Annotated in this window: 16 protein-coding genes; 8 read left to right on the top strand and 8 right to left on the bottom strand. The window is 40.0% G+C overall.

Annotation, left to right across the window (positions count from 1 at the left end):
* Nucleotides 1–83 precede the first annotated feature (83 nt).
* Nucleotides 84–1070 (bottom strand): hypothetical protein, encoded by a 987-nt coding sequence (locus tag ABDW32_RS00970; protein ID WP_343558666.1) that lies wholly within the window; start codon nucleotides 1068–1070, stop codon nucleotides 84–86.
* 138 nt (nucleotides 1071–1208) lie between these two features.
* Between ABDW32_RS00970 and ABDW32_RS00965 the strand changes: the two genes are divergently transcribed.
* Nucleotides 1209–2546, top strand: a complete 1338-nt coding sequence (locus tag ABDW32_RS00965) for a cytochrome ubiquinol oxidase subunit I (RefSeq protein WP_343558665.1) — start codon at nucleotides 1209–1211, stop codon at nucleotides 2544–2546.
* Between the two features lie 6 nt (nucleotides 2547–2552).
* Nucleotides 2553–3629, top strand: coding sequence for a cytochrome d ubiquinol oxidase subunit II (gene cydB, locus ABDW32_RS00960; RefSeq protein WP_077432620.1), 1077 nt, complete (start codon nucleotides 2553–2555; stop codon nucleotides 3627–3629).
* Between the two features lie 17 nt (nucleotides 3630–3646).
* Here cydB and ABDW32_RS00955 read toward each other — a convergent pair whose 3' ends face one another.
* The 5 genes from ABDW32_RS00955 to ABDW32_RS00935 all read right to left on the bottom strand — a co-directional run bounded on the left by ABDW32_RS00955 (nucleotide 3647) and on the right by ABDW32_RS00935 (nucleotide 8226).
* Nucleotides 3647–4270: a response regulator transcription factor gene (locus ABDW32_RS00955; protein ID WP_077432619.1), complete on the bottom strand. Its 624-nt coding sequence runs from the start codon at nucleotides 4268–4270 to the stop codon at nucleotides 3647–3649.
* Nucleotides 4271–4284: 14 nt separating this feature from the next.
* A complete protein-coding gene (locus tag ABDW32_RS00950) occupies nucleotides 4285–6207 on the bottom strand; it encodes a sensor histidine kinase (protein WP_343558664.1) in 1923 nt (640 codons plus the stop codon).
* A 277-nt stretch (nucleotides 6208–6484) separates the two neighbouring features.
* Entirely contained in the window at nucleotides 6485–7057 is a 573-nt protein-coding gene (locus ABDW32_RS00945; RefSeq protein WP_343558663.1) for an NAD(P)H-dependent oxidoreductase, read from the bottom strand.
* A 6-nt stretch (nucleotides 7058–7063) separates the two neighbouring features.
* A complete protein-coding gene (locus ABDW32_RS00940; protein WP_343558662.1) occupies nucleotides 7064–7555 on the bottom strand; it encodes a DUF2480 family protein in 492 nt (163 codons plus the stop codon).
* A 44-nt stretch (nucleotides 7556–7599) separates the two neighbouring features.
* A complete protein-coding gene (locus ABDW32_RS00935) occupies nucleotides 7600–8226 on the bottom strand; it encodes a superoxide dismutase (protein ID WP_343558661.1) in 627 nt (208 codons plus the stop codon).
* A gap of 193 nt (nucleotides 8227–8419) precedes the next feature.
* On the opposite strand from ABDW32_RS00935, the gene ABDW32_RS00930 reads away from it, so the two are divergent.
* From ABDW32_RS00930 to fabF, 3 genes are all read left to right on the top strand, one after another.
* A complete protein-coding gene (locus ABDW32_RS00930) occupies nucleotides 8420–9046 on the top strand; it encodes a metalloregulator ArsR/SmtB family transcription factor (protein WP_343558660.1) in 627 nt (208 codons plus the stop codon).
* An 81-nt stretch (nucleotides 9047–9127) separates the two neighbouring features.
* Nucleotides 9128–9724 carry a TetR/AcrR family transcriptional regulator gene (locus ABDW32_RS00925; protein WP_343558659.1) on the top strand — a complete coding sequence of 199 codons (597 nt, stop codon included), beginning with the start codon at nucleotides 9128–9130 and terminating at the stop codon, nucleotides 9722–9724.
* Between the two features lie 59 nt (nucleotides 9725–9783).
* Nucleotides 9784–11022 carry a beta-ketoacyl-ACP synthase II gene (gene fabF, locus ABDW32_RS00920; protein ID WP_343558658.1) on the top strand — a complete coding sequence of 413 codons (1239 nt, stop codon included), beginning with the start codon at nucleotides 9784–9786 and terminating at the stop codon, nucleotides 11020–11022.
* Between the two features lie 323 nt (nucleotides 11023–11345).
* Here the strand turns inward: fabF and ABDW32_RS00915 are convergent, their stop codons facing one another.
* Entirely contained in the window at nucleotides 11346–12230 is an 885-nt protein-coding gene (locus ABDW32_RS00915; RefSeq protein ID WP_343558657.1) for an AraC family transcriptional regulator, read from the bottom strand.
* A gap of 504 nt (nucleotides 12231–12734) precedes the next feature.
* Between ABDW32_RS00915 and ABDW32_RS00910 the strand changes: the two genes are divergently transcribed.
* From ABDW32_RS00910 to ABDW32_RS00900, 3 genes are read left to right on the top strand one after another with little or no spacing between them, the layout of a single operon-like run.
* Complete coding sequence (locus ABDW32_RS00910) at nucleotides 12735–14123, top strand: aminopeptidase P family protein (RefSeq protein WP_343558656.1); 1389 nt, start codon at nucleotides 12735–12737, stop codon at nucleotides 14121–14123.
* Nucleotides 14124–14182: 59 nt separating this feature from the next.
* On the top strand, nucleotides 14183–16357 hold the full coding sequence (locus ABDW32_RS00905; protein ID WP_343558655.1) for a DPP IV N-terminal domain-containing protein: 2175 nt from the start codon (nucleotides 14183–14185) through the stop codon (nucleotides 16355–16357).
* A 4-nt stretch (nucleotides 16358–16361) separates the two neighbouring features.
* Complete coding sequence (locus ABDW32_RS00900) at nucleotides 16362–18035, top strand: M1 family metallopeptidase (RefSeq protein ID WP_343558654.1); 1674 nt, start codon at nucleotides 16362–16364, stop codon at nucleotides 18033–18035.
* Between the two features lie 139 nt (nucleotides 18036–18174).
* Here ABDW32_RS00900 and ABDW32_RS00895 read toward each other — a convergent pair whose 3' ends face one another.
* Nucleotides 18175–19440 carry an FAD-dependent oxidoreductase gene (locus ABDW32_RS00895; RefSeq protein WP_343558653.1) on the bottom strand — a complete coding sequence of 422 codons (1266 nt, stop codon included), beginning with the start codon at nucleotides 19438–19440 and terminating at the stop codon, nucleotides 18175–18177.
* Nucleotides 19441–19442: the final 2 nt, after the last annotated feature.

The raw sequence follows: 19442 nt of genomic DNA, 5'->3' as shown, positions 1-19442 counted from the left end.
TTTATTAAATACACAATAAAATACACGTTGTGGAATGCATAAATCCGTGAATACTAAATACAAATACAGTACAAATTGAATATTTATTTCAAGGAGTTGAGATAGTCCTTTATTAGTGTGATGCCTTCCTCATGAAGTATCGTAGTACCTTTTTGGGGCATATGCATCTCACCCAATACAGACATTCGGCCAATAATTTTTGCCTGTTTGAGCAAAATTCCCGTTTCGTTTAGTGGGCTTTCAAATCTAAGATCGAGCATCGTCATATAGGCAGTTCCCATCGGATTATGGCAATGGGCGCAATTCACCTCCAGATAAGCTCTTGCACGCCGCTCGACAGATTGATTATGGTCTTCGTAACTTGGTAACAGACTTCGTTTTCTCAAAGGGGAAATAGCCAGTATGCCTAGATGTTTCAGATAATCCAACTGTTGAATGCTGTCGTTTCCCCGATACAAGACCCGATTTAAATTTCTGATTTTGGGACCGATCGGGAGGATACGGTTCCCCTGGCGATGACATGCGATACAGTCCGCACGGGAAGGAATGATATAATGCGTCTGCCGCTTTATACCTTTAGCATCTAAAAATGAAACAGGGACACTTGCATGATCAGCTAATAACACAGCTTCATCCTGGGCCGAATTCCATTGGTAGGTCGCTGCATTCCATTGCCCCCCTTTGTTGATGAGGAGGCGCGTTTCTAACAGCAAGAATTTAGGTCCTCGTATACTGTCTTTATTTGGGTAAAAAAAAGATTTGGCAATAATAGTCCCCTCCGGAAAATCCGGCAGACCATCATCCGAAGCAACGATTTTTTTCCCTTTTGGCAAGAAAATAACACGTTTTTTGCCGGCATAATCTGTAAAAAGAGTCGAAGCCAGCTCATAAGAAACTCCTTGATCATTGGGTACAAGATCTGCCATTTTACCTTTGAACAAACCATAATCGGATAATTTATTCCGGAATATTACATTATCCGCGGCCACTTTGCCCCTGTTCTTATTATTGAGTACAATAAAGAGTATAGGTATAAGCAAAACACCTATTAAAATTATCGCTTTTTTCATATCTCCTGTGCTCCGCTTCCCTTGCTGCCATTTTCTGTTATCAGGGCGAAGATAAGACAAAAAAAATAATACCGCCCGGCAGTTAGGTACGACAAAAAAATTTTATATTTAAATGTCATTAACCAAAACTCCAGATCCATGGAAGACATGATTCTTTACAATCGGCTTCAATTTGCCTTTACAATTACATTCCACTACCTATTTCCCCAGTTGACTATGGGATTATCATTGATGATTGTTTATTTCAAATGGAAATTTCTAAAGAGCCACAACGAAGATTACAACCATGCCTCAAAATTTTGGATGAAAATCTTTGCATTGAATTTTACCATGGGTGTTGTCACGGGTATCCCCATGGAATTTCAGTTTGGCACGAATTGGGCAAAGTTCTCCGAGCTTACAGGTGGAATCATTGGGCAAACTTTGGCCATGGAAGGTATGTTCTCTTTTTTTCTGGAGTCTTCTTTTTTGGGAATGTTTCTCTTTGGAGAAAAATTACTTGGTCACAAGTTACACTTTCTATCCGGTTTGATGGTATTCATTGGATCCTGGGCCAGTGGATTTCTGATTATTGCCACGCATTCCTGGATGCAGCATCCGGTTGGATATGAAATTCTGGCAAATGGCAAATTTGTGTTGAACAATTTTAGTTCTTTATTCAGCAATCCATGGTTATGGCCCTCTTATCTACACAATCAGGCCGCATCCTTAGTCACAAGTTCTTTTTTTGTGGCCTCAATTGGCGCATTCTATCTTCTCAGTGACAGACATAGCAAATTTGGAAAGATATTCCTCAAAAGCGGTGTTATTTTTGGAGCGATTTCCGCTATCGTGGTCGCATTTCCTACAGGAGATCTAGCGGCCAAAAATGTGGTAAAATATCAACCTGCAGCATTCGCGGCCATGGAGGGGATCTTCAAGACAGAGAAAGGAGGATCCGAGATTATCCTGATCGGTCAGCCCGACATGGAAAACAAAAAACTGGACAATAAAATTGCAGTCCCTAATGTTTTAAGCTTCCTCACCTATCAACGTTGGGATGCAGAAATAAAAGGATTGAATGAATTTCAGGACGCTTTACATCCCACCAATGTACCCGGCCTTTATTATAGTTATCACATTATGGCCGGCCTAGGCACAATATTTATCGGAATCATGGTCCTGGGCACTGTTTTACTTTGGCGGGATAAATTATATCAGACCAAATGGCTCTTATGGATCATTATGTTTATGATTCCTTTTCCTTATATCGCCAATACCGCAGGATGGTATACTGCCGAACTCGGACGGCAGCCCTGGTTGGTCTACAACCTAATGCGTATGGTAGATGGCGTATCCCCGACGGTATCTTCTGGCAACACTTTATTTACCCTACTTGGATTTGTCGGATTATATATCCTTTTGGGACTGTTATTCCTGATGTTGGTATTGAAAATTATTAGAAGAGGCCCCGAGCCCCATATTGTTTTAAATTAATTTGTCATGGAAATATTCTGGTTTATAGTATTGACTTTCATGTTGGGTATCTACATTGTCCTTGATGGCTATGATTTTGGAGCAGGAATTGTACATTTATTTTTTGCAAAGACCGAACAGGAGAAAAAGGCTGTAACAAATGCAATCGGACCTTTTTGGGATGCCAATGAAGTCTGGCTTATCGCAGCCGGTGGTGTTTTATTCTTCGCTTTTCCAACATTATATGCTTCATCTTTCAGCGGATTCTACCTCCCGCTGATGTTAGTATTATGGCTGCTGATCTTTAGAGCAATAAGTCTTGAACTCAGGGGACAGATCCATCATAGACTTTGGGAGGCATTATGGGATAAAGGGTTTGGTTTAGCCAGCTTACTCCTGGCGTTATTTTTTGGTGCCGCTTTAGGCAATGTCGTGCGCGGAGTCAATCTGGGAATGGTGGAAAATGGGATTTCAACACAAGAGCCACATTATTTCTTCCTGGCGCTCTGGAACCCGACATTCGACCCTTTGGCCGAACATCAGGGTATCATAGACTGGTTCACCTTAATCCTGGGCTTGGTCGCGGTAGTGACGCTCACCATCCACGGCGCAGGATGGGTCATATTAAAAACATCCAGTTCACTCAATCAGCGGCTCAAAACCATCATATTCAAGTTGAATTTTGTTTTGCTATTATTAGTGATCTTATCGGCTTATGTCTGGCATTATGTGAAACCAATCTCCTTAAATAATTTCCAACAATATTACTGGCTCTGGATATTCCCCTTAATTGCGGCAATCGGCCTGCTGGGGCAATTCTGGGTTAGAACCTTCAGAAAAGACGGTACAGGTTTTTTCTTTTCTTCCCTATTTATTCTTGGGAGCTTTGCGACCACAGTAGCGTCTATGTTTCCGACCTTATTACCATCAACGAATGAAGTAAACCCTTCACTTACCATACAGAATGCTGCAGCACATGAATATGGCCTTTCTGTAGGATTGGGATGGTTTATTTTTGCTGCGATTTTGGTCGTCGCCTATTTTGTTATCCAGTTTAGGGTTTTTAAAGGGAAGCTCGATGAGGTAGGCTATGGCGAACATTAACCGGTCACACGGCTAAGCTAGTGCTCCAATAATCTATGTTTTAGTGCAAGTTGCACCAACTCAATCATGTTTTTCACTTTAAATTTGGTCAATAGATTACGTCGGTGCGTTTCTATCGTAACAGGGCTTAAAAATAGTTTCTCCGCAATCTGATTGCTGGTATGGCCATTTGCAATCATTGTCAAAATTTCCTTTTCCCTTTGTGTTAACCGTGGAAGATCTTGCAGGGAAGAAACAGCTCCCGTGTAAAGCTCCTTTGCTTTATCGCAAAGGGCTATCTTTCTGTCCAGTCCAAGATGCACACAATGAAGAAACTCATCATTGGACACATCCTTTAATATATAACCATTTCCGCCATTTTGCATAAACTGAAAAATAAGATTGCGGTCTGCGATATTGCTCAATGCGACAACAGGAAGGCCAGGAAATAATTTTTTCAATTGTACACAAACCTCAAGTCCGCTGATATTCAAGAGCTGCATATCCATAAGTACCAAATCCACTTCCGTGGTATTCAGAAATTCTATCAACGATACTTCCTTCAGAAATGAATATACCTTATACCCTTTTTGGTTGTTAAGAAAAGAGGTCACCCCCTCCAACAACAGGGGATGATCGTCTAGTACGGCAATAATTTTCATATACTGGTTTTTAACTAAACACTTACACCTATTTCAATTTGGGTACCAGATCCAGGTTTACTCCGTATTTCAATAGATCCATTGATCCAGTTAATTCTCTTGACAATATTATTTAATCCCATTCCATAATTGGCCACAGAAGCGTCAAATCCTTTTCCGTTGTCTTCTATCAAAACCTGCAATATTTCCTGTGATTTACTTACCTGAACAATAATAAGGTCTGCATCTGCATATTTCAATGCGTTTGAGATTGCCTCCTGGACAATCCGATAGATTGCCAGTCCTTTTTGGAAGTCCAGACGTACTTCGTCCTCATAGTTTTCAAATTGGATCTGCACCTTATTATTTTTCATGGAAAGACATAATTGTTCCAATGCGGCTATCAGACCAAATTGCCGCAAAGACTCGGGCATCAGATTATGCGATATCCGGCGTACTTCGCCCAAGATATCGTTCAGTTTGTGCGCTAATTCGTCCTTCAAATTGAATTCAGCAGTCTGCTCTCCAGCGATCTTAAATTTCAATCCTGTCAGCATGCCGCCAATACTATCGTGTAAATCCTGTGCAATCCGCTGCCGTTCCTGCTCTTCCGCTTTGAGCATGGACTCGGAGATCTGCAGCTGTTTTTCCTTTACCAGTTTCTCCAAAGCAATTTCATGATTCATCTGAATCTGTCTATTCAATTTCCGTTGCTTTCTGTAGGAAAATGTGGCAAATAAAACGGCGATGAAAAGCAAAACGGCAATGCCTAAGACAAGAAAAACCTTTAGTTGATTACGTTCTTTATCTGCGCGTAGATTTAAAATCACTTTTTCTTTTTCGAGGGTTTTATATTTAGCCTCCATTTCGTTCATTTTTTCCAAAAGCTGAACCTTCTGTATGCTATCAGAGAGCTTACCCGCCACATTGGACATCTTAAGCGCTTCTTTGTAATCCCCCATCAACTCGTTCACCGCAGCCAATTGGCTATAAACAATTTTACTATTGTAAAGATCACGTGTCAACAATCCATTTTTTATAATCTCCTCCAATGGCAATTTCGCTTCAGCATATTTTTTCTGCATCAGATAGACATTAAACTTTCTAAAAAGCATCATCTGGTAAGATCTCCAATTGTTCATTTTCTTCGACCATTCCAAACCAATATCCAGCATACGTAAGGCTTCGTCTGTCTGTTGCTTTGTTGTAAAATAAAGTGCTTCGTTATAATAGTAATTGGGTAACTGGGAGGAATTGAGCCTGTCTCCTAACATTACTTTGGCCTTATCTAACAATTGTCGGGCCTCTTTTGATTTAACCTGGTAGCAATAGGTGCTAACGGCATTTAAATAAGCTACCAATAGCTCGGTACTCTTTGGTAGCTGCTCCAGCTGTTTGATCGCCAGTTGATGATATTCATCTGCTTTCGTCAATTGATTGGATGACATAAAGGCCATACCAATCATGGTATTTATTGCACCTTCCATGAGCGGATCGTGTGCTTTGGCATAGGGCATACATTTACCATTGAGTATATCCAGTAAATCAGCAAAGCCTTTTTTCGGAAATCGAATTAATCCCAGATTATACCATGCTCTGGCCAAAAGCCCTTGTTGAAAGGGCTGTCTAGTATCACCAAGGATATCTATGCATTTTTGGGCTTCCAGGCCGGCATGTTTACTGTCCAAAAATTGTCCATAGTAAATGCTTTTGTAAAGTGCAGCCATGGCCTGAAGGCTTCGAAAGGGGCGAGCTAGTCGCTCTCCCTGCCGCATATTTTCCCAAAATTTCAGCGTATCCCGAAAACGGTAGTAATCCGATAGATAAAAGTATTGTATTGCCCGGACACTATCATTTGAGGTTGACTTCAACAGCATTTCGGCATCAGCCCGATATTGATCCTCATTTAAGGGCAGAAAACTTTGGCCCTTTGTAAACTGTACAGTAAAATACAGCATACAACATGCAATTAACTTTAACCAAACTATACCTTGTAACTTCATTAGTCGACTACCTTAAATCATATAATAATAAATACAGTTTATTGCATTTTTTTGAGATGCAGCTCCATAGCTGTGTTGTTCCGGAAAATTCGTTGCATACGATGAACACTCCATACACGGTTTCTCAAAACTAAACAATTTTGAAAACATATAAAGCACCTCAATGTACATCGAGGTGCTTTATTATAAGAGCAGCAATAATTTATAAAACAGCCTTATGGAAACAGGCCTTTCAGGAACGCCCCAACATTGTGTCAAACGTTGCTGTTCGGGTAGTTGCGATATTGATCAACAGATCCAATTTACTGCTATAATTGGACGATAGTTTTCTTGAATCGCTGTTTTCAAATAGTTCCCGCTTTACAATGGGAACGCTAAATGGTAAAGTCCATGCCCGTAACGATTTCGCAATTGCATCCATCGCATTGATCCCCTGCAAGGCCTGTACACCATCTGCCCAGCAAACAAACCCTATAGTTTTATCGGTGAGGTAGGCCGGACTATTCTTTGCACTTATCTCTAGCCAATCCAAACAGTTTTTCATGACACCAGGCACACCTCCGTGATATAAAGGCGATAACCAAAAATGCAGGTCTGCCTCCAGAAAAAGATTGTTCATGATCTTTACACTATTGGGTATCCTACTGAGACTTGTATCAAAAAGTGGTATGCCACTATCCGCGAGATTAAAAACACTATTCTCAATACCAAGCTGATTCAATTGCTCGGCAAAATAGTTAGCCAATACTCCTGAAGTCGATTCTTTCCTACGCTCCAGGGCGCCATTAAATATTAATGCTTTCATTCTTTTCTATGCTCTTTTAAAAATAACTTTTGGCATTCCGATCTCCCCATACATCAATGTTTTAACAATCGGAATTAAGCGTGCGGCAGCTAACATGTAAAGTGATTCAGGCATATGTGGTCTCGCCCTCACCACCACCTTTTGCCCCAGATAGGATGACAAATCTGCCCGCTTCACATTCTGTGTCCATAATTCCAATTCCAGCGTTTCCACAGTTTTAAAATCATAATATGCTACCTCAGAATGAAATCTCTCCGCTAAAGCCATATAAACCCAAGGAGGAATAATGGCATCAGCAGAACAGGTAAAAGCGACAGCCTTGCCTTTATAAGGGGTCAATTCCAAAGCAGCAAGGGCCGCTTTAAACTCCTTTTCTTTGACGATCATTTCCTGGAAAAAAAGTGTTTTAATGTCAAAGCCTATAATGTCAACTGTGGGTTTGAAATCAATGAGATCAAGCGCCAATATACCCGAATTTTCAACCTTATTTACAAACATGCTTTTTATAATTATTATCTCCGCTACCCAAAACATCTAACATGTTATATCAATTTACCGATCATATCTTCGTATCGCTTTTCGACAGCAGACCAGTCCAGGACAGACCAAAATGCATCCAAATAATCGGCTCTTTTATTCTGATATTTCAAATAGTAGGCATGTTCCCATACATCAACACCCAAAATCGGAACTCCTCTGCTCGTTAATTGGGTATCCATTAATGGATTGTCCTGATTGGCCGTAGCCACTACATCCAAAGTACCATTGTATTTGAGGTAAAGCCAGGACCATCCAGAACCAAATTGTCCAAGTCCAGCATTTTTTATCTTCGTCTTCACCTCATCCAAAGAACCGAAAGTTGCGTCTATTTGATTTGCCAACTTTCCGGTTGGTGTTGTTTTCGGTGCGGCAGATAAAATTTGCCAAAACAAGGAATGATTATAATGGCCGCCGGCATTATTACGTACAGCAGGACTATACTGACTTACCTGTGCCAATATATCTTCTAATTCAAGGTCTTCAGCACTTGTACCGATTAGGGCTTTATTTAAATTATCGACATAGGCCTGATGATGCTTTTGATGATGAATCGTCATTGTCTCCCGATCAAAATAAGGTTCAAGAGCCTCATAGGTATAGGGTAAATCCGGTAACTGAAATTTGCTCATATTATTCTAATTTATTGTTTCAATAATGATCAAAACTAAATAATAGACATTAATAAAACAACCAATAAGTTGTTTTATTAATGTCATAAAATTATTCTGTCATTAAAAAAAACTTTAATATTATGCATAATAGCGATCATAAGAAAAACAGTATCTTTGTTGACAAGTATTAAAACAACTTTTTAATTGCCAAATGCAAAAGACTCCAGCAGATCGAATATTAATGTTATTAAAAATGCGAGGCGAGGTTACCGCGGCTCTTATTGCGATAGAATTGGGCATTACAAAGGAGGGCGCCCGCAAACAGCTACTCAATCTTGCCAACCAGGGTTTGATCGAATCCTATGCAAGAAGTGAAGGCAGAGGCCGGCCATCGACCTACTATTGTCTTTCGGCACTAGGACTCGCAAAATTCCCAGATAGTCATGCCGACATTACGGTACAACTGCTGCAATCCATTAAGCAGTTGCTCGGTGAAAATGCTTTGGATCTATTGATCAGCGATCGGGAATCCAAGGTATATGAGAAATATAGAAATGCATTGTCAGCTAGCAAGTCTATCGAGAGCAAACTTGATATCATCGCCAGCAAAAGAACGGAAGAAGGTTATATGGCTGAATGGAGAAAAGAAGAAGGATCTTATTTGCTCATTGAGAATCACTGCCCGATATGTGCCGCAGCTACTGAGTGCCAAGGCTTTTGCCGTTCGGAGCTTCACAATTTCCAACAGCTTATCGGTTCTTCTTATTCGATCGTTAGGATAGAATATCTTATCGAAAACGGTCCCCGCTGTACCTATCGCATAACGGAACGAAAATAATGTAACTTTTTCAGTTACATCCATGGAAATAAATAATATACCGAAAAGTATTTTTTATATTTGAATCCAAAGAATAGTATCATGATGTCAAAAGCAGAACAGACCCGACAATTTATCGTTGAGAAGACAGCTCCTATCTTTAATAAAAAAGGATATTTTGCTACTTCACTTTCGGACATCACAACAGCTACGGGTCTAACAAAAGGAAGTATTTATGGTAATTTTAAAGACAAAGATGATTTGGCCCTCCAGGTCTATACTTATCAAAGCAAAAAAATTGCCGACGCTGTGGAACAGCGGATCAGCCCCCACCGGACGGCCTTAAAAAAACTCTTTGCTTTTTTTGATTTTTACAAAGAGAATTTCAAAAATATCGCTGCGTCAGGGGGATGCCCACTGATGAATGCTGCAGTTGAGGTGGATGATTCCCTCCCTTTTTTAACTCCAAAGGTCAAACGGTCGTTTACGCTTTGGAAAGAACGATTGATTTCGATATTGGACGAAGGAATTAAAAATGGTGAATTTAAACAGCATATTTCTGCTGAGCATTTTGCAATTATCTTCATGGCGATGATTGAGGGTGGGATTTTACTTGCAAAGATTTCCGGCCGGGCTAAAGATCTAAGTATTGTATTGGACAATATGAAGGACATGGTCGACCGCGAGATCAAAATCTAATTTTTTTAGCAAAATATATACCAATCGGTATATTACATATTAATACAAAAAAATAAAAAATGAAAAGAGTAGTCATTACCGGCATGGGGACAATTAACCCCTTGGGCGAGAATGTTGATACATTCTGGGAGAATATTTTACGAGGCGAAAATCATACGGCGATCATCAGTCGTTTTGATGCATCTCTATTTCGGACGCAAATTGCAAGTGAGGTCAGGAACTTTCAACCGGAAAAATACCTGGACAGAAATGAGATCAAGAGAAGCGACTTATTTACACAATATGCCTTATATAGCGCATCCCAGGCGCTGGAAGATTCTGGTCTGGATCCCAACATTATGGATCCGTTTGATATTGGTGTCATTTGGGGTGTAGGTCAGGGTGGAATGGAAACATTCGAAAACGAAGTTGAAAGTTATGTAAAAGGCAATTACGTACCACGGTTCAGTCCTTTTTTCGTTCCGAGGCTTATTGTTAATATGGCCTCAGGGATGATATCGATGAAATTTGGTTTGAAGGGAATAAATTATACAACAGTGTCTGCCTGTGCGACTTCCAATACGGCTTTCATGGATGCATTCAACTACATTCGATTAGGGAAGGCCAAAGTTTTTATCAGTGGCGGTTCAGAAGCCCCTATCACTCCCGCTTCAGTCGGTGGTTTTTCTGCGATGAAGGCAATGTCCAGCAGACACGATGATCCTACAACGGCAAGTAGACCTTTTGACCGGGACCGTGACGGCTTTGTTATGGGCGAAGGTGCGGGGGCTCTGGTACTGGAAGAATATGAACATGCTAAAAGAAGGGGCGCAAGGATATACGCCGAGCTAGTAGGCGCATCGATGACAGCTGATGCCTATCATATGACGTCACCTCACCCCGAAGGTATAGGTGCAGCAAAGGCAATGTCCTTGGCGATGGAAGAAGCGCAAATGAACAGTACCGAATTGGATTATCTGAATCTTCATGCCACATCGACCCCTGTGGGCGATATTGCAGAACTGAAGGCCATGCAACTTGCATTCGGTCCATCCAGCAACCTTTGGGTCAGCTCAACCAAGTCAATGACCGGACATTTGCTTGGCGCGGCAGGGGCAATTGAAGCAATTATCGCCATAAAGTCAATAAACAATAATGTTATTCCAGCAAGCATCAACATTGAAAATATTGACCCTGCAATTCCTGAAGGCATCAATATTGTTATCAATCAACCCTTGGAAAAGACTGTTCAAACCGCTATGAGTAATGCCTTCGGCTTTGGTGGTCACAATTCAAGTATTCTCTTTAAAAAGATTTAATATTTTTTAAAAAAAAAATTGACAAAGTGTAATAAACACACTATCTTTGTGTCATCATAATTTAGGTTTATAATTGGTTATTTAAGGTTTTCATTCTCCCCGTTTGAAAACCTTTTTTTTTGCTTATTCAAATTCCCATATGGATAAATGAATATCTAACCTTCTTTATTTTTACCATAAACTGAATGAAAACTTTATTTATCCGCAGCCACTTTTAGCAATTACTATACCGGGCCGCCGCTATACGAAGGCAATTGGCCCTGAATGGAATTTACGAAAACGATGAGGTAGATATTTTCAATTTTTCAGTACATAATTCTGCTTTAAATTACAGAGTACAATGTTTGCTTATACTGTTGGATATATTCTTTTGGATTGCAACCAATGATCTGCTTAAACACCCTATTGAAATTTGTAATACTGTTAAAACCGCAGCTATAAGCGATAAACGAAACGCTATCTAAGTGATCTTCGGTCAGTTGATTACAGACTTCTTTTACCCGAATTCTATTTAAATACGTTACGAAGGTAACACCGCAATGTTTTTTAAAATATCGACAAAATGCCTGCGGTGTAAGGTTTGCATAGTCGGCAACCTCCTCCAGGCTAAGATCATGTTTGTGATTCTCTTTAATATAATTACAGATTAAATTGATTCGGTTTGTGCTATGGATGGTATCCAAGATCCTTTCAACCCGCTCTGCACAAAGTGGCTCCGTCTCTCTTGATATATTTGCCAAGGATCTCAATAGGTAGAAAAAATGCATCAATTTGTCGATTTGATCCGAGGACTTCAATTGTAAAACGCGTTCTGAAATCTGCTTAAAATATTCATCTGGAATTTTAAAACCACAGGAATTATTATAGATAAACTGATTTAATGATTCAAATTCTTCTAAAGAGAATAAGAACTTGAGCTTCCCATTCGGGTCAAAAAAAATCGAGATCGAACGGGACTCATTTGAAAATCCATCCTGGGACGAGGACTTAAATACATGCGGCTGATTTGCTCCCAAAAAGAATATATCGTTTTCCTTAAAAGAATGTAAAGTATCTTCAACAATCAATACCCCTCTTCCTTTTACGATCCACATAAGTTGTGCTTCCTGATGCCTATGAAGGTGTGGGTAAAAAGTCTCTAAAATATCTTCTTGTATCGTTAAGCTTTGGCCTTGCATTGTCGGCACGTTAAATTGGAGCGCTTTCATAGGAATTCTTAAGTTTATATTGTATGTACTACCGTTTAGTTAACATAAATATAATAACTACGCAACAAGTAAGCATATTGATCCTGATACTAGAAAAAACAAAAACAAAATATGTATATCATGTGATAATATTTAGTAATCTGTAAATTTTCTATTCAATCTTTCATAAAATAAGAAGTAAAAACTCCATATCTTATAAAAACAAGGTTAAAATACAATTAGACTTTGATAAATTGTGATAATTAATATTCAATAGAAACCTGGAACTTTATTAAATACCGATATTATTCCATTTTCATGAATTAATCAGTAAAAATAAGCAATTGTAACAACGTTAAAATAGAAACGATAAAACCATTTCTTGAATGGGAGCCTTCAAGAATTAAAAGATTAAATTTACGATATTGGCTCTTATATTATATATGTTAATAATACCTTTTTAAATCTTAATAAGGCGCCTTTTTAAATCTTAATTAGAAATCGGCGCTCTTAATTTTCGTAAATATGTTTAAAAAAGAAATCTATACTAACCGCAGGCACGAGCTTATCTCAAAATTTTCTTCCGGTAAACTCCTATTTTTAGGAAATATTGAAAACCCGATCAATTTTGAACACAATACCTACCCTTTTCGCCAAGACAGTAGTTTTTTATATTATATCGGCATAAAAAGCCCCCGATTAGCTGCTGTGCTTGATATTGATAATGGAGAAACTTTACTATTTGGGGATGAAATGACCATCGACGATATTGTCTGGATGGGACAGCAACAAACGCTATCAGAAAAAGCGGCTCTTTCGGGGATCAATAAATTACTTCCTTTTGAACAGCTCGTTGACTATATAGAAAAACATGGCCAACATACGTTTCATTACCTCCCCCCCTATCAATCGCACAATAAGCTATTGCTCGGGAAATTATTTAACTGTCCTGTTGAACAGCTTCAACCATCTATACCTTTAATTCAAGCGGTAGCTGCACAGCGCAGTATTAAATCAACAGCAGAAATTATCGAATTGGAAAAAGCTGTAGACGTAGCAGTTGACATGCATCGTCTTGCTATCCAGATGACAAAACCCGGATGTTATGAATATCAGATCAGCAATGCCATGCAGCATTTCGCACAGGATCAAGGCATGACCTTTTCCTATCCACCCATCGTTACGAAAAGGGGGGAGATCCTGCACAACCATATGCAATTCCACCAAGTTCATGAGGGGGATCTTCTGTTGAATGATTCGGGAGTTGAATCCTCATTGGGATATGCTTCTGACCTAACACGCACTTTTCCGGTTGGTAAACGTTTTACCTCCCTACAGGAGGAAATTTATCAGGTCGTTTTACATGCATTTAAATCGGCCGAAAACTTATTGACCGCTGGAATCCGTTTTAAAGACATCCATTTAAAAGCCTGTGAAGCTCTTGTGGAAGGACTAATACAGGTGGGTTTCATGAAAGGTAATCCACAGGATGCTGTTGCCAACCATGCCCATTCCTTATTTTTTCAATGCGGTCTAGGTCATCTGCTCGGATTGGACGTACATGATATGGAAGACCTGGGCGAACAATATGTGGGCTATAGCAAATCCGAGCCTAAAGATACCAAAACCTTTGGTCTTAAATCGCTGCGATTGGGTAAAGAATTGGAAGCTGGTAATGTACTTACTGTTGAACCAGGCATCTACCTGATTCCCGAACTGACACAGTTGTGGGAACAGCAAAATCTCCACAGGGATTTTGTCAATTATGACTTTCTAAAGAAACATCTTGATTTTGGGGGAATTCGTATTGAAGACAATTATCTTATTGAAGAAAATGGTTACCGTCGCCTTGGAAAATATCTCGAACGTGAAGTAGAAGAAATTTATCGTTTAAAAGACAATGCAATCGACTAGATACATGAATGAGCAGGGACAATTAATGCATCTTCTATAGATTAAACAATTATATACAAATGAATCGAATTAGATATTTTATTATTGCAAAGTTATTATTGGTGCTTTACCTATCCAATCCACTCTTTGCGCAAAGACTCTGGACAGATATTGGAGACCAATACTATGAGTTTTCGGATAAAGGGATTGAGATTGTGAATCCAAAAAATGGAACCCGGGGAATCTTTTTATCCCAACAAGCTCTTATTCCAAAAGGCAGCAATGCCGCATTGAAAGTTGAAAATTTTTCAATCTCCGGGAATAAGGAACTTATTTTAATCTACACCAACAGCAAAAGAGTATGGCGTGAAAATACGCGGGGCGATTATTGGGTGTACAATAAGAAATCCAACCAATTGATTCAATTAGGCCGCCAATTTCCATCATCCCAGCTGATGTTTGCAAAATTTAATCCTCAGGCGAATAAAGTAGCTTATGTGAACAAAGCAGATCATAATATCTATGTGGAAGATCTGACGACTGGAACTATTCATGCAGTTACGAAGGATGGCACAGACCGCATGATCAATGGAACTTTCGATTGGGTTTATGAGGAGGAATTTGGTTGCAAAGATGGTTTCAGATGGTCCCCCGATGGTCTCTCCATCGCCTATTGGAAACTTGACGCAAATAGTATCCGTAATTTTCTAATGATTAACAATACGGATAGTCTTTACTCGTTTACCATCCCCGTAGAATATCCTAAAGTAGGACAGTCTCCGAGTGCCTGCTCCATATGGACTTACGAACTCTCTACTGGTAAGAATAGCCGGATCAATATTCCGGGTGATCCTGAACAACATTATATTCCACGCATGGAATGGTGCATGGATAGCAAACAGCTTATTTTGCAACAGCTCAACAGGAAACAAAACGAGAGCAAGATCTATACAGCGTCTATCGTGACGAACGAGGTTCAATCGATACATCAGGAAACGAGTGATTCTTGGATTGATATCAAAGCCAGATGGAATAATAATGATCCATCGGGCTGGGACTGGATACAAAACGGAAAAGCATTTATATGGGTATCCGAAAAAGACGGCTGGCGGAAAATCTATCAAATCGATCTGAAAGGCAATGAAAAGCTGATTACCAACGCAGATTACGATATTATTAATCTTGATTTTCTTGACCCAAAAGGAGAAACAATTTATTTTACTGCTTCTCCTACGAATGCGACCCAAAAATATCTCTATAGCGTCCCTACGAAAGGCGGCTCGCCCAAAAGGCTCACACCAGCATCTTTTGAAGGCACCTGCGATTATGATATTTCGAAAGATGGCAAGACCGCTATCTTCAGCTTTAGCAACCGTGCCGAGTTCAAACAGGACGCTGTTATCGACCTTCCCACACATCGAATGGTAGTAGATTTTGAGGTCAAGCGTCAAAAGAAAGCGCAAGATGGTATCGCTGAGTTTTTCAAAGTTAAAACCTCCGAGGGGATAGAACTAGATGGCTGGATGGTTAAACCATTAAATTTCGATCCCAACAAAAAGTATCCTGTAGTCTTTATGGTATATGGCGAGCCAGCTTCACAAACTGTTTTGGACAACTTTAGTGCGGGCTACAACAGCCTATATAAAGGAAGTATGGCTCAGGATGGATACATCTATATTTCTTTGGACAATCGAGGTACACCTGCTCCTAAAGGTAGTCTCTGGCGCAAAAGTATCTACCGCAATATTGGTCAACTCAATATTCGCGACCAGGCTTTAGCTACTCAGGAGATCTTGAAATGGCCTTTTGTTGATAACTCGCGTGTAGCAGTCTGGGGATGGAGCGGCGGTGGTTCGAGCACGCTCAATCTGCTGGGACAGTATCCACAAATCTATCAAACCGGCATCGCAATAGCCGCTGTTGCGAACCAACTGCTTTATGACAATGTCTACCAGGAACGTTACATGGGACTTCCACAAGAAAATTTAGCAGACTTCGAGAATGGTTCGCCATTGAAATATGCTAAAAATATAAAAGGAAATCTACTGTATATACACGGAACGGGAGATGATAATGTTCATTATCAGAATGCAGAAGTTCTGATAGATGAATTCATAAAAAATAATGTACAATTTCAGCTGATGTCCTACCCCAACCGCAGCCATTCGATCAGTGAAGGACAAGGGACTTATGAGCATCTCAGAACATTGTATACAAACTATTTAAAACAACATTGCCCTCCAGGTGGAAGATAAACTAATGAAAAAAATATTATTATATGCCCTAGGTACCTATGGTATTTTAGTTGCAGGTGTCCAGCAATCCACTGCACAATTGATGAAAGAAAAAAATGAATTCACACGGGCGGATTCATTGCGGGGTCACCTCACGCCATTGCGGACCTGTTACGATATCCAATACTATCATTTGGACGTGAAAGTAGATGTAGATAATAAGTTCATTTCCGGTTCAAACCTCTTCCGCTTTAAGGCAACGGAAGATTTCGACCGTTTACAATTTGATTTATTTGCCAATCTTAAAATTAACAAGGTTGTTTATCAAGGGAAAGAGCTTTCATTTACCAGAGCGTATAATGCTGTATTTTTGGACTTTCCCGCCAAGATCGCCAAAAATACGCAAGGTGAATTCACGGTATATTATGAAGGACATCCCACCGAAGCTGCCCGCGCTCCTTGGGATGGGGGTTTCGACTGGAAAAAAGACAGCAATGGCAAACCTTGGGTGGCTACCGCCTGTCAGGGTATGGGAGCTAGTGTCTGGTGGCCCAATAAAGATCATCAATACGATGAAGTCGACAGTATGATGATTTCCGTTGCTGTTCCCAAAGAAGTGATGAACGTGTCTAATGGGCGGTTGGTAAAAATAGAGGAAATGAAAGATGGTTACACAAAATACCATTGGAAAGTCGCTAATCCGATCAACAACTACAATGTCGCCATCAATATCGGGGACTACGTTCATTTTAAAGAAAAATATAAAGGTGAAAAAGGTCCATTAGATATCGACTACTATATCCTGCGCGAGAATGATAAAACCGACAAAAAGGCTCACCTTCAAAAAAATGCCAGACAGACCCTGGAAGCATTTGAGCATTGGTTTGGCCCATACCCTTTTTATGAGGATGGTTACAAATTGGTTGAAACACATCATTTGGGTATGGAACATCAAAGTGCGATCGCCTATGGCAATCGATATCAAAATGGCTATCTCGGAGCTGATGCTTCGGGTACAGGCTGGGGCCAAAAATGGGATTTCATTGTCGTTCACGAATCTGGTCATGAATGGTTTGGCAATAATATTACGTCTGCCGATCTCGCAGATATGTGGATCCACGAAAGTTTTACAAATTATTCCGAAGGCCTATTTATTGACTATTTCTACGGCAAAGAAGCCAGCCAGGCATATGCACATGGCATCCGAAGTGGTATTCGTAATGATAGCCCGATGCAGGGCCCTTATCATGTCAACAAAGAAGGATCTGGTGATATGTATCCAAAGGGCGGTGTCATGCTCAATATGATTCGTACAATGATAGATAACGATGAAAAATGGCGTTCAATATTACGAGGTCTAAATTCGAGATTTTATCATCAACAGGTAGATTACAATGACATTGTCAATTATGTCACCCAACAATCTGGTCTGGACCTATCAAAAGTCTTTGAACAATATGTCCGGCACAGCTCCATTCCAACATTAGAAATCCAACAAGATGCTGCTGGAAGAATAATGGCCCGGTGGATTAGCGAGGTCAAAGGATTTCAGATGCCAATCCATATTGGGGTAAAAGGCAAAAACAGACAACTTATTCAACTGGATCAACAGTTCCGAACAATTAAAATCCCAGGATTAAACAAGGAAAACATCGATGTGGATACGTTCAATTATTACATAGGAATTTTGTCAGAATAGCATTTATTACCAAGTATGCTATAAACTCAGGTATCATACAAGAAGAAGGTCCGAATCTAATCAACCCGGAAGCAAAATTTTAACGGTTGCCCCAAAGATAGGTCAGACTATTTTTAGGGCAGCCTTTTCGAAACAAGTATTAACGTTCGAAACGATCGGGTTTAAATCCCGCAATAACGGGCTCAATTTTCCTTGCAGCCAATAAGTCGCATACAATCTTACCGTAGGCAGGCCCTAAACTCAATCCCATCATTCCACCCCCACCAGCGACAATAGCATTATTGTATTTTTTTAATCTCCCCAAATAGGGTAATCCATCCGGTGAACAAGGTCTATAACCATACCATATTTTATCTTTTGGATAGTCTATCTGCAGTTCCGGATAATATTTAGGAATAGATTCTACAATTCCCCTTACCCTATTTTCATAAATCTTATCATTTGCAGCTCCCAATTCCATTGTGCCACTAAATCTGATCTGCCCATTCATTGGGGTAACAGCCACCCTAGCCTCCAGCAGCAATGCGGCGTGATTCAATTTCCTTTCCCCTTGTGTGTCGTACATAAAGGAATAGCCTTTCCCTGGCATAAGCGGCGTATGGACATGCAATTTGGACATCAATTGCGGTAAATTCGCTCCACCTGTTATGACGAATGCATCTGCGTCGAAACTTCCTTTATTACTTAAAACAGTTTTAATGGTATTTCCAACCGTAATAAATTTTTGAGCTTCAGTTTTCTCAAAAAACACCACACCGGCTGTTTTCAAATACTGAATCAACTGTTGCATTAGTTTGGAGGGAGATAATTTTCCATCACAGCGATAAAGTACAGCACCCAAGACATCTAGTTTGAGATTCGGTTCCAAGGCTTTTACAGCCTCTGCTTCCAATACTTCAACATCCAGTCCAAGGTCTTGGGCACGATGTGCCAATTCCGTCTCCTCATGCTTCACCTCGCCGGATTTATACATCATCAGAATACCATTTTGTTCCAGTTCAAAATCGAAACCATCGGCTAAATTCAATTCGTCATATAACCGACTGCTGTAAAGGTTTAAGTCACGGATCGCCGTCGCGTGCCGGTCAACATGTGCCTTATTTGCATGTTTTAAAAACTTTAGCCCCCAATCTATCAATCGTGGATTTAACGAGGGGCGTACATAGAAAGGGCTTTTACTGTTAAACATCCATTTTATTCCCTGTGCTACGATTCCCGGAGCCGCCAAAGGCGTGAAATGACTCGGCACAATCATCCCTGCGTTGCCGTAGGAACAATTATTGTCCACCTCATTTCGCTCCAGAATTTTCACTTCCCATCCGTCTTTAACAAGATAATAGGCTGAAGCAAGTCCAGCAATTCCGGCACCGATTACAACTACTGTACCTCTTATATGTTCTTTCACTT

This window comes from Sphingobacterium sp. (assembly GCF_039596235.1).
Lineage (GTDB): Bacteria > Bacteroidota > Bacteroidia > Sphingobacteriales > Sphingobacteriaceae > Sphingobacterium.
The sequence above is the reverse complement of the archived record's forward strand: the minus strand, read 5'-3'. Positions and strand labels throughout refer to the sequence as shown.

Excerpts from the sequence above, each read along its gene's own strand:
- ABDW32_RS00970 (WP_343558666.1), bottom strand. The coding sequence starts at position 1,070 with ATGAAAAAAGCGATAATTTTAATAGGTGTTTTGCTTATACCTATACTC.
- ABDW32_RS00965 (WP_343558665.1), top strand. The coding sequence starts at position 1,209 with ATGGAAGACATGATTCTTTACAATCGGCTTCAATTTGCCTTTACAATT.
- cydB (WP_077432620.1), top strand. The coding sequence starts at position 2,553 with ATGGAAATATTCTGGTTTATAGTATTGACTTTCATGTTGGGTATCTAC.
- ABDW32_RS00955 (WP_077432619.1), bottom strand. The coding sequence starts at position 4,270 with ATGAAAATTATTGCCGTACTAGACGATCATCCCCTGTTGTTGGAGGGG.
- ABDW32_RS00950 (WP_343558664.1), bottom strand. The coding sequence starts at position 6,207 with ATGCTGTATTTTACTGTACAGTTTACAAAGGGCCAAAGTTTTCTGCCC.
- ABDW32_RS00945 (WP_343558663.1), bottom strand. The coding sequence starts at position 7,057 with ATGAAAGCATTAATATTTAATGGCGCCCTGGAGCGTAGGAAAGAATCG.
- ABDW32_RS00940 (WP_343558662.1), bottom strand. The coding sequence starts at position 7,555 with ATGTTTGTAAATAAGGTTGAAAATTCGGGTATATTGGCGCTTGATCTC.
- ABDW32_RS00935 (WP_343558661.1), bottom strand. The coding sequence starts at position 8,226 with ATGAGCAAATTTCAGTTACCGGATTTACCCTATACCTATGAGGCTCTT.
- ABDW32_RS00930 (WP_343558660.1), top strand. The coding sequence starts at position 8,420 with ATGCAAAAGACTCCAGCAGATCGAATATTAATGTTATTAAAAATGCGA.
- ABDW32_RS00925 (WP_343558659.1), top strand. The coding sequence starts at position 9,128 with ATGATGTCAAAAGCAGAACAGACCCGACAATTTATCGTTGAGAAGACA.
- fabF (WP_343558658.1), top strand. The coding sequence starts at position 9,784 with ATGAAAAGAGTAGTCATTACCGGCATGGGGACAATTAACCCCTTGGGC.
- ABDW32_RS00915 (WP_343558657.1), bottom strand. The coding sequence starts at position 12,230 with ATGAAAGCGCTCCAATTTAACGTGCCGACAATGCAAGGCCAAAGCTTA.
- ABDW32_RS00910 (WP_343558656.1), top strand. The coding sequence starts at position 12,735 with ATGTTTAAAAAAGAAATCTATACTAACCGCAGGCACGAGCTTATCTCA.
- ABDW32_RS00905 (WP_343558655.1), top strand. The coding sequence starts at position 14,183 with ATGAATCGAATTAGATATTTTATTATTGCAAAGTTATTATTGGTGCTT.
- ABDW32_RS00900 (WP_343558654.1), top strand. The coding sequence starts at position 16,362 with ATGAAAAAAATATTATTATATGCCCTAGGTACCTATGGTATTTTAGTT.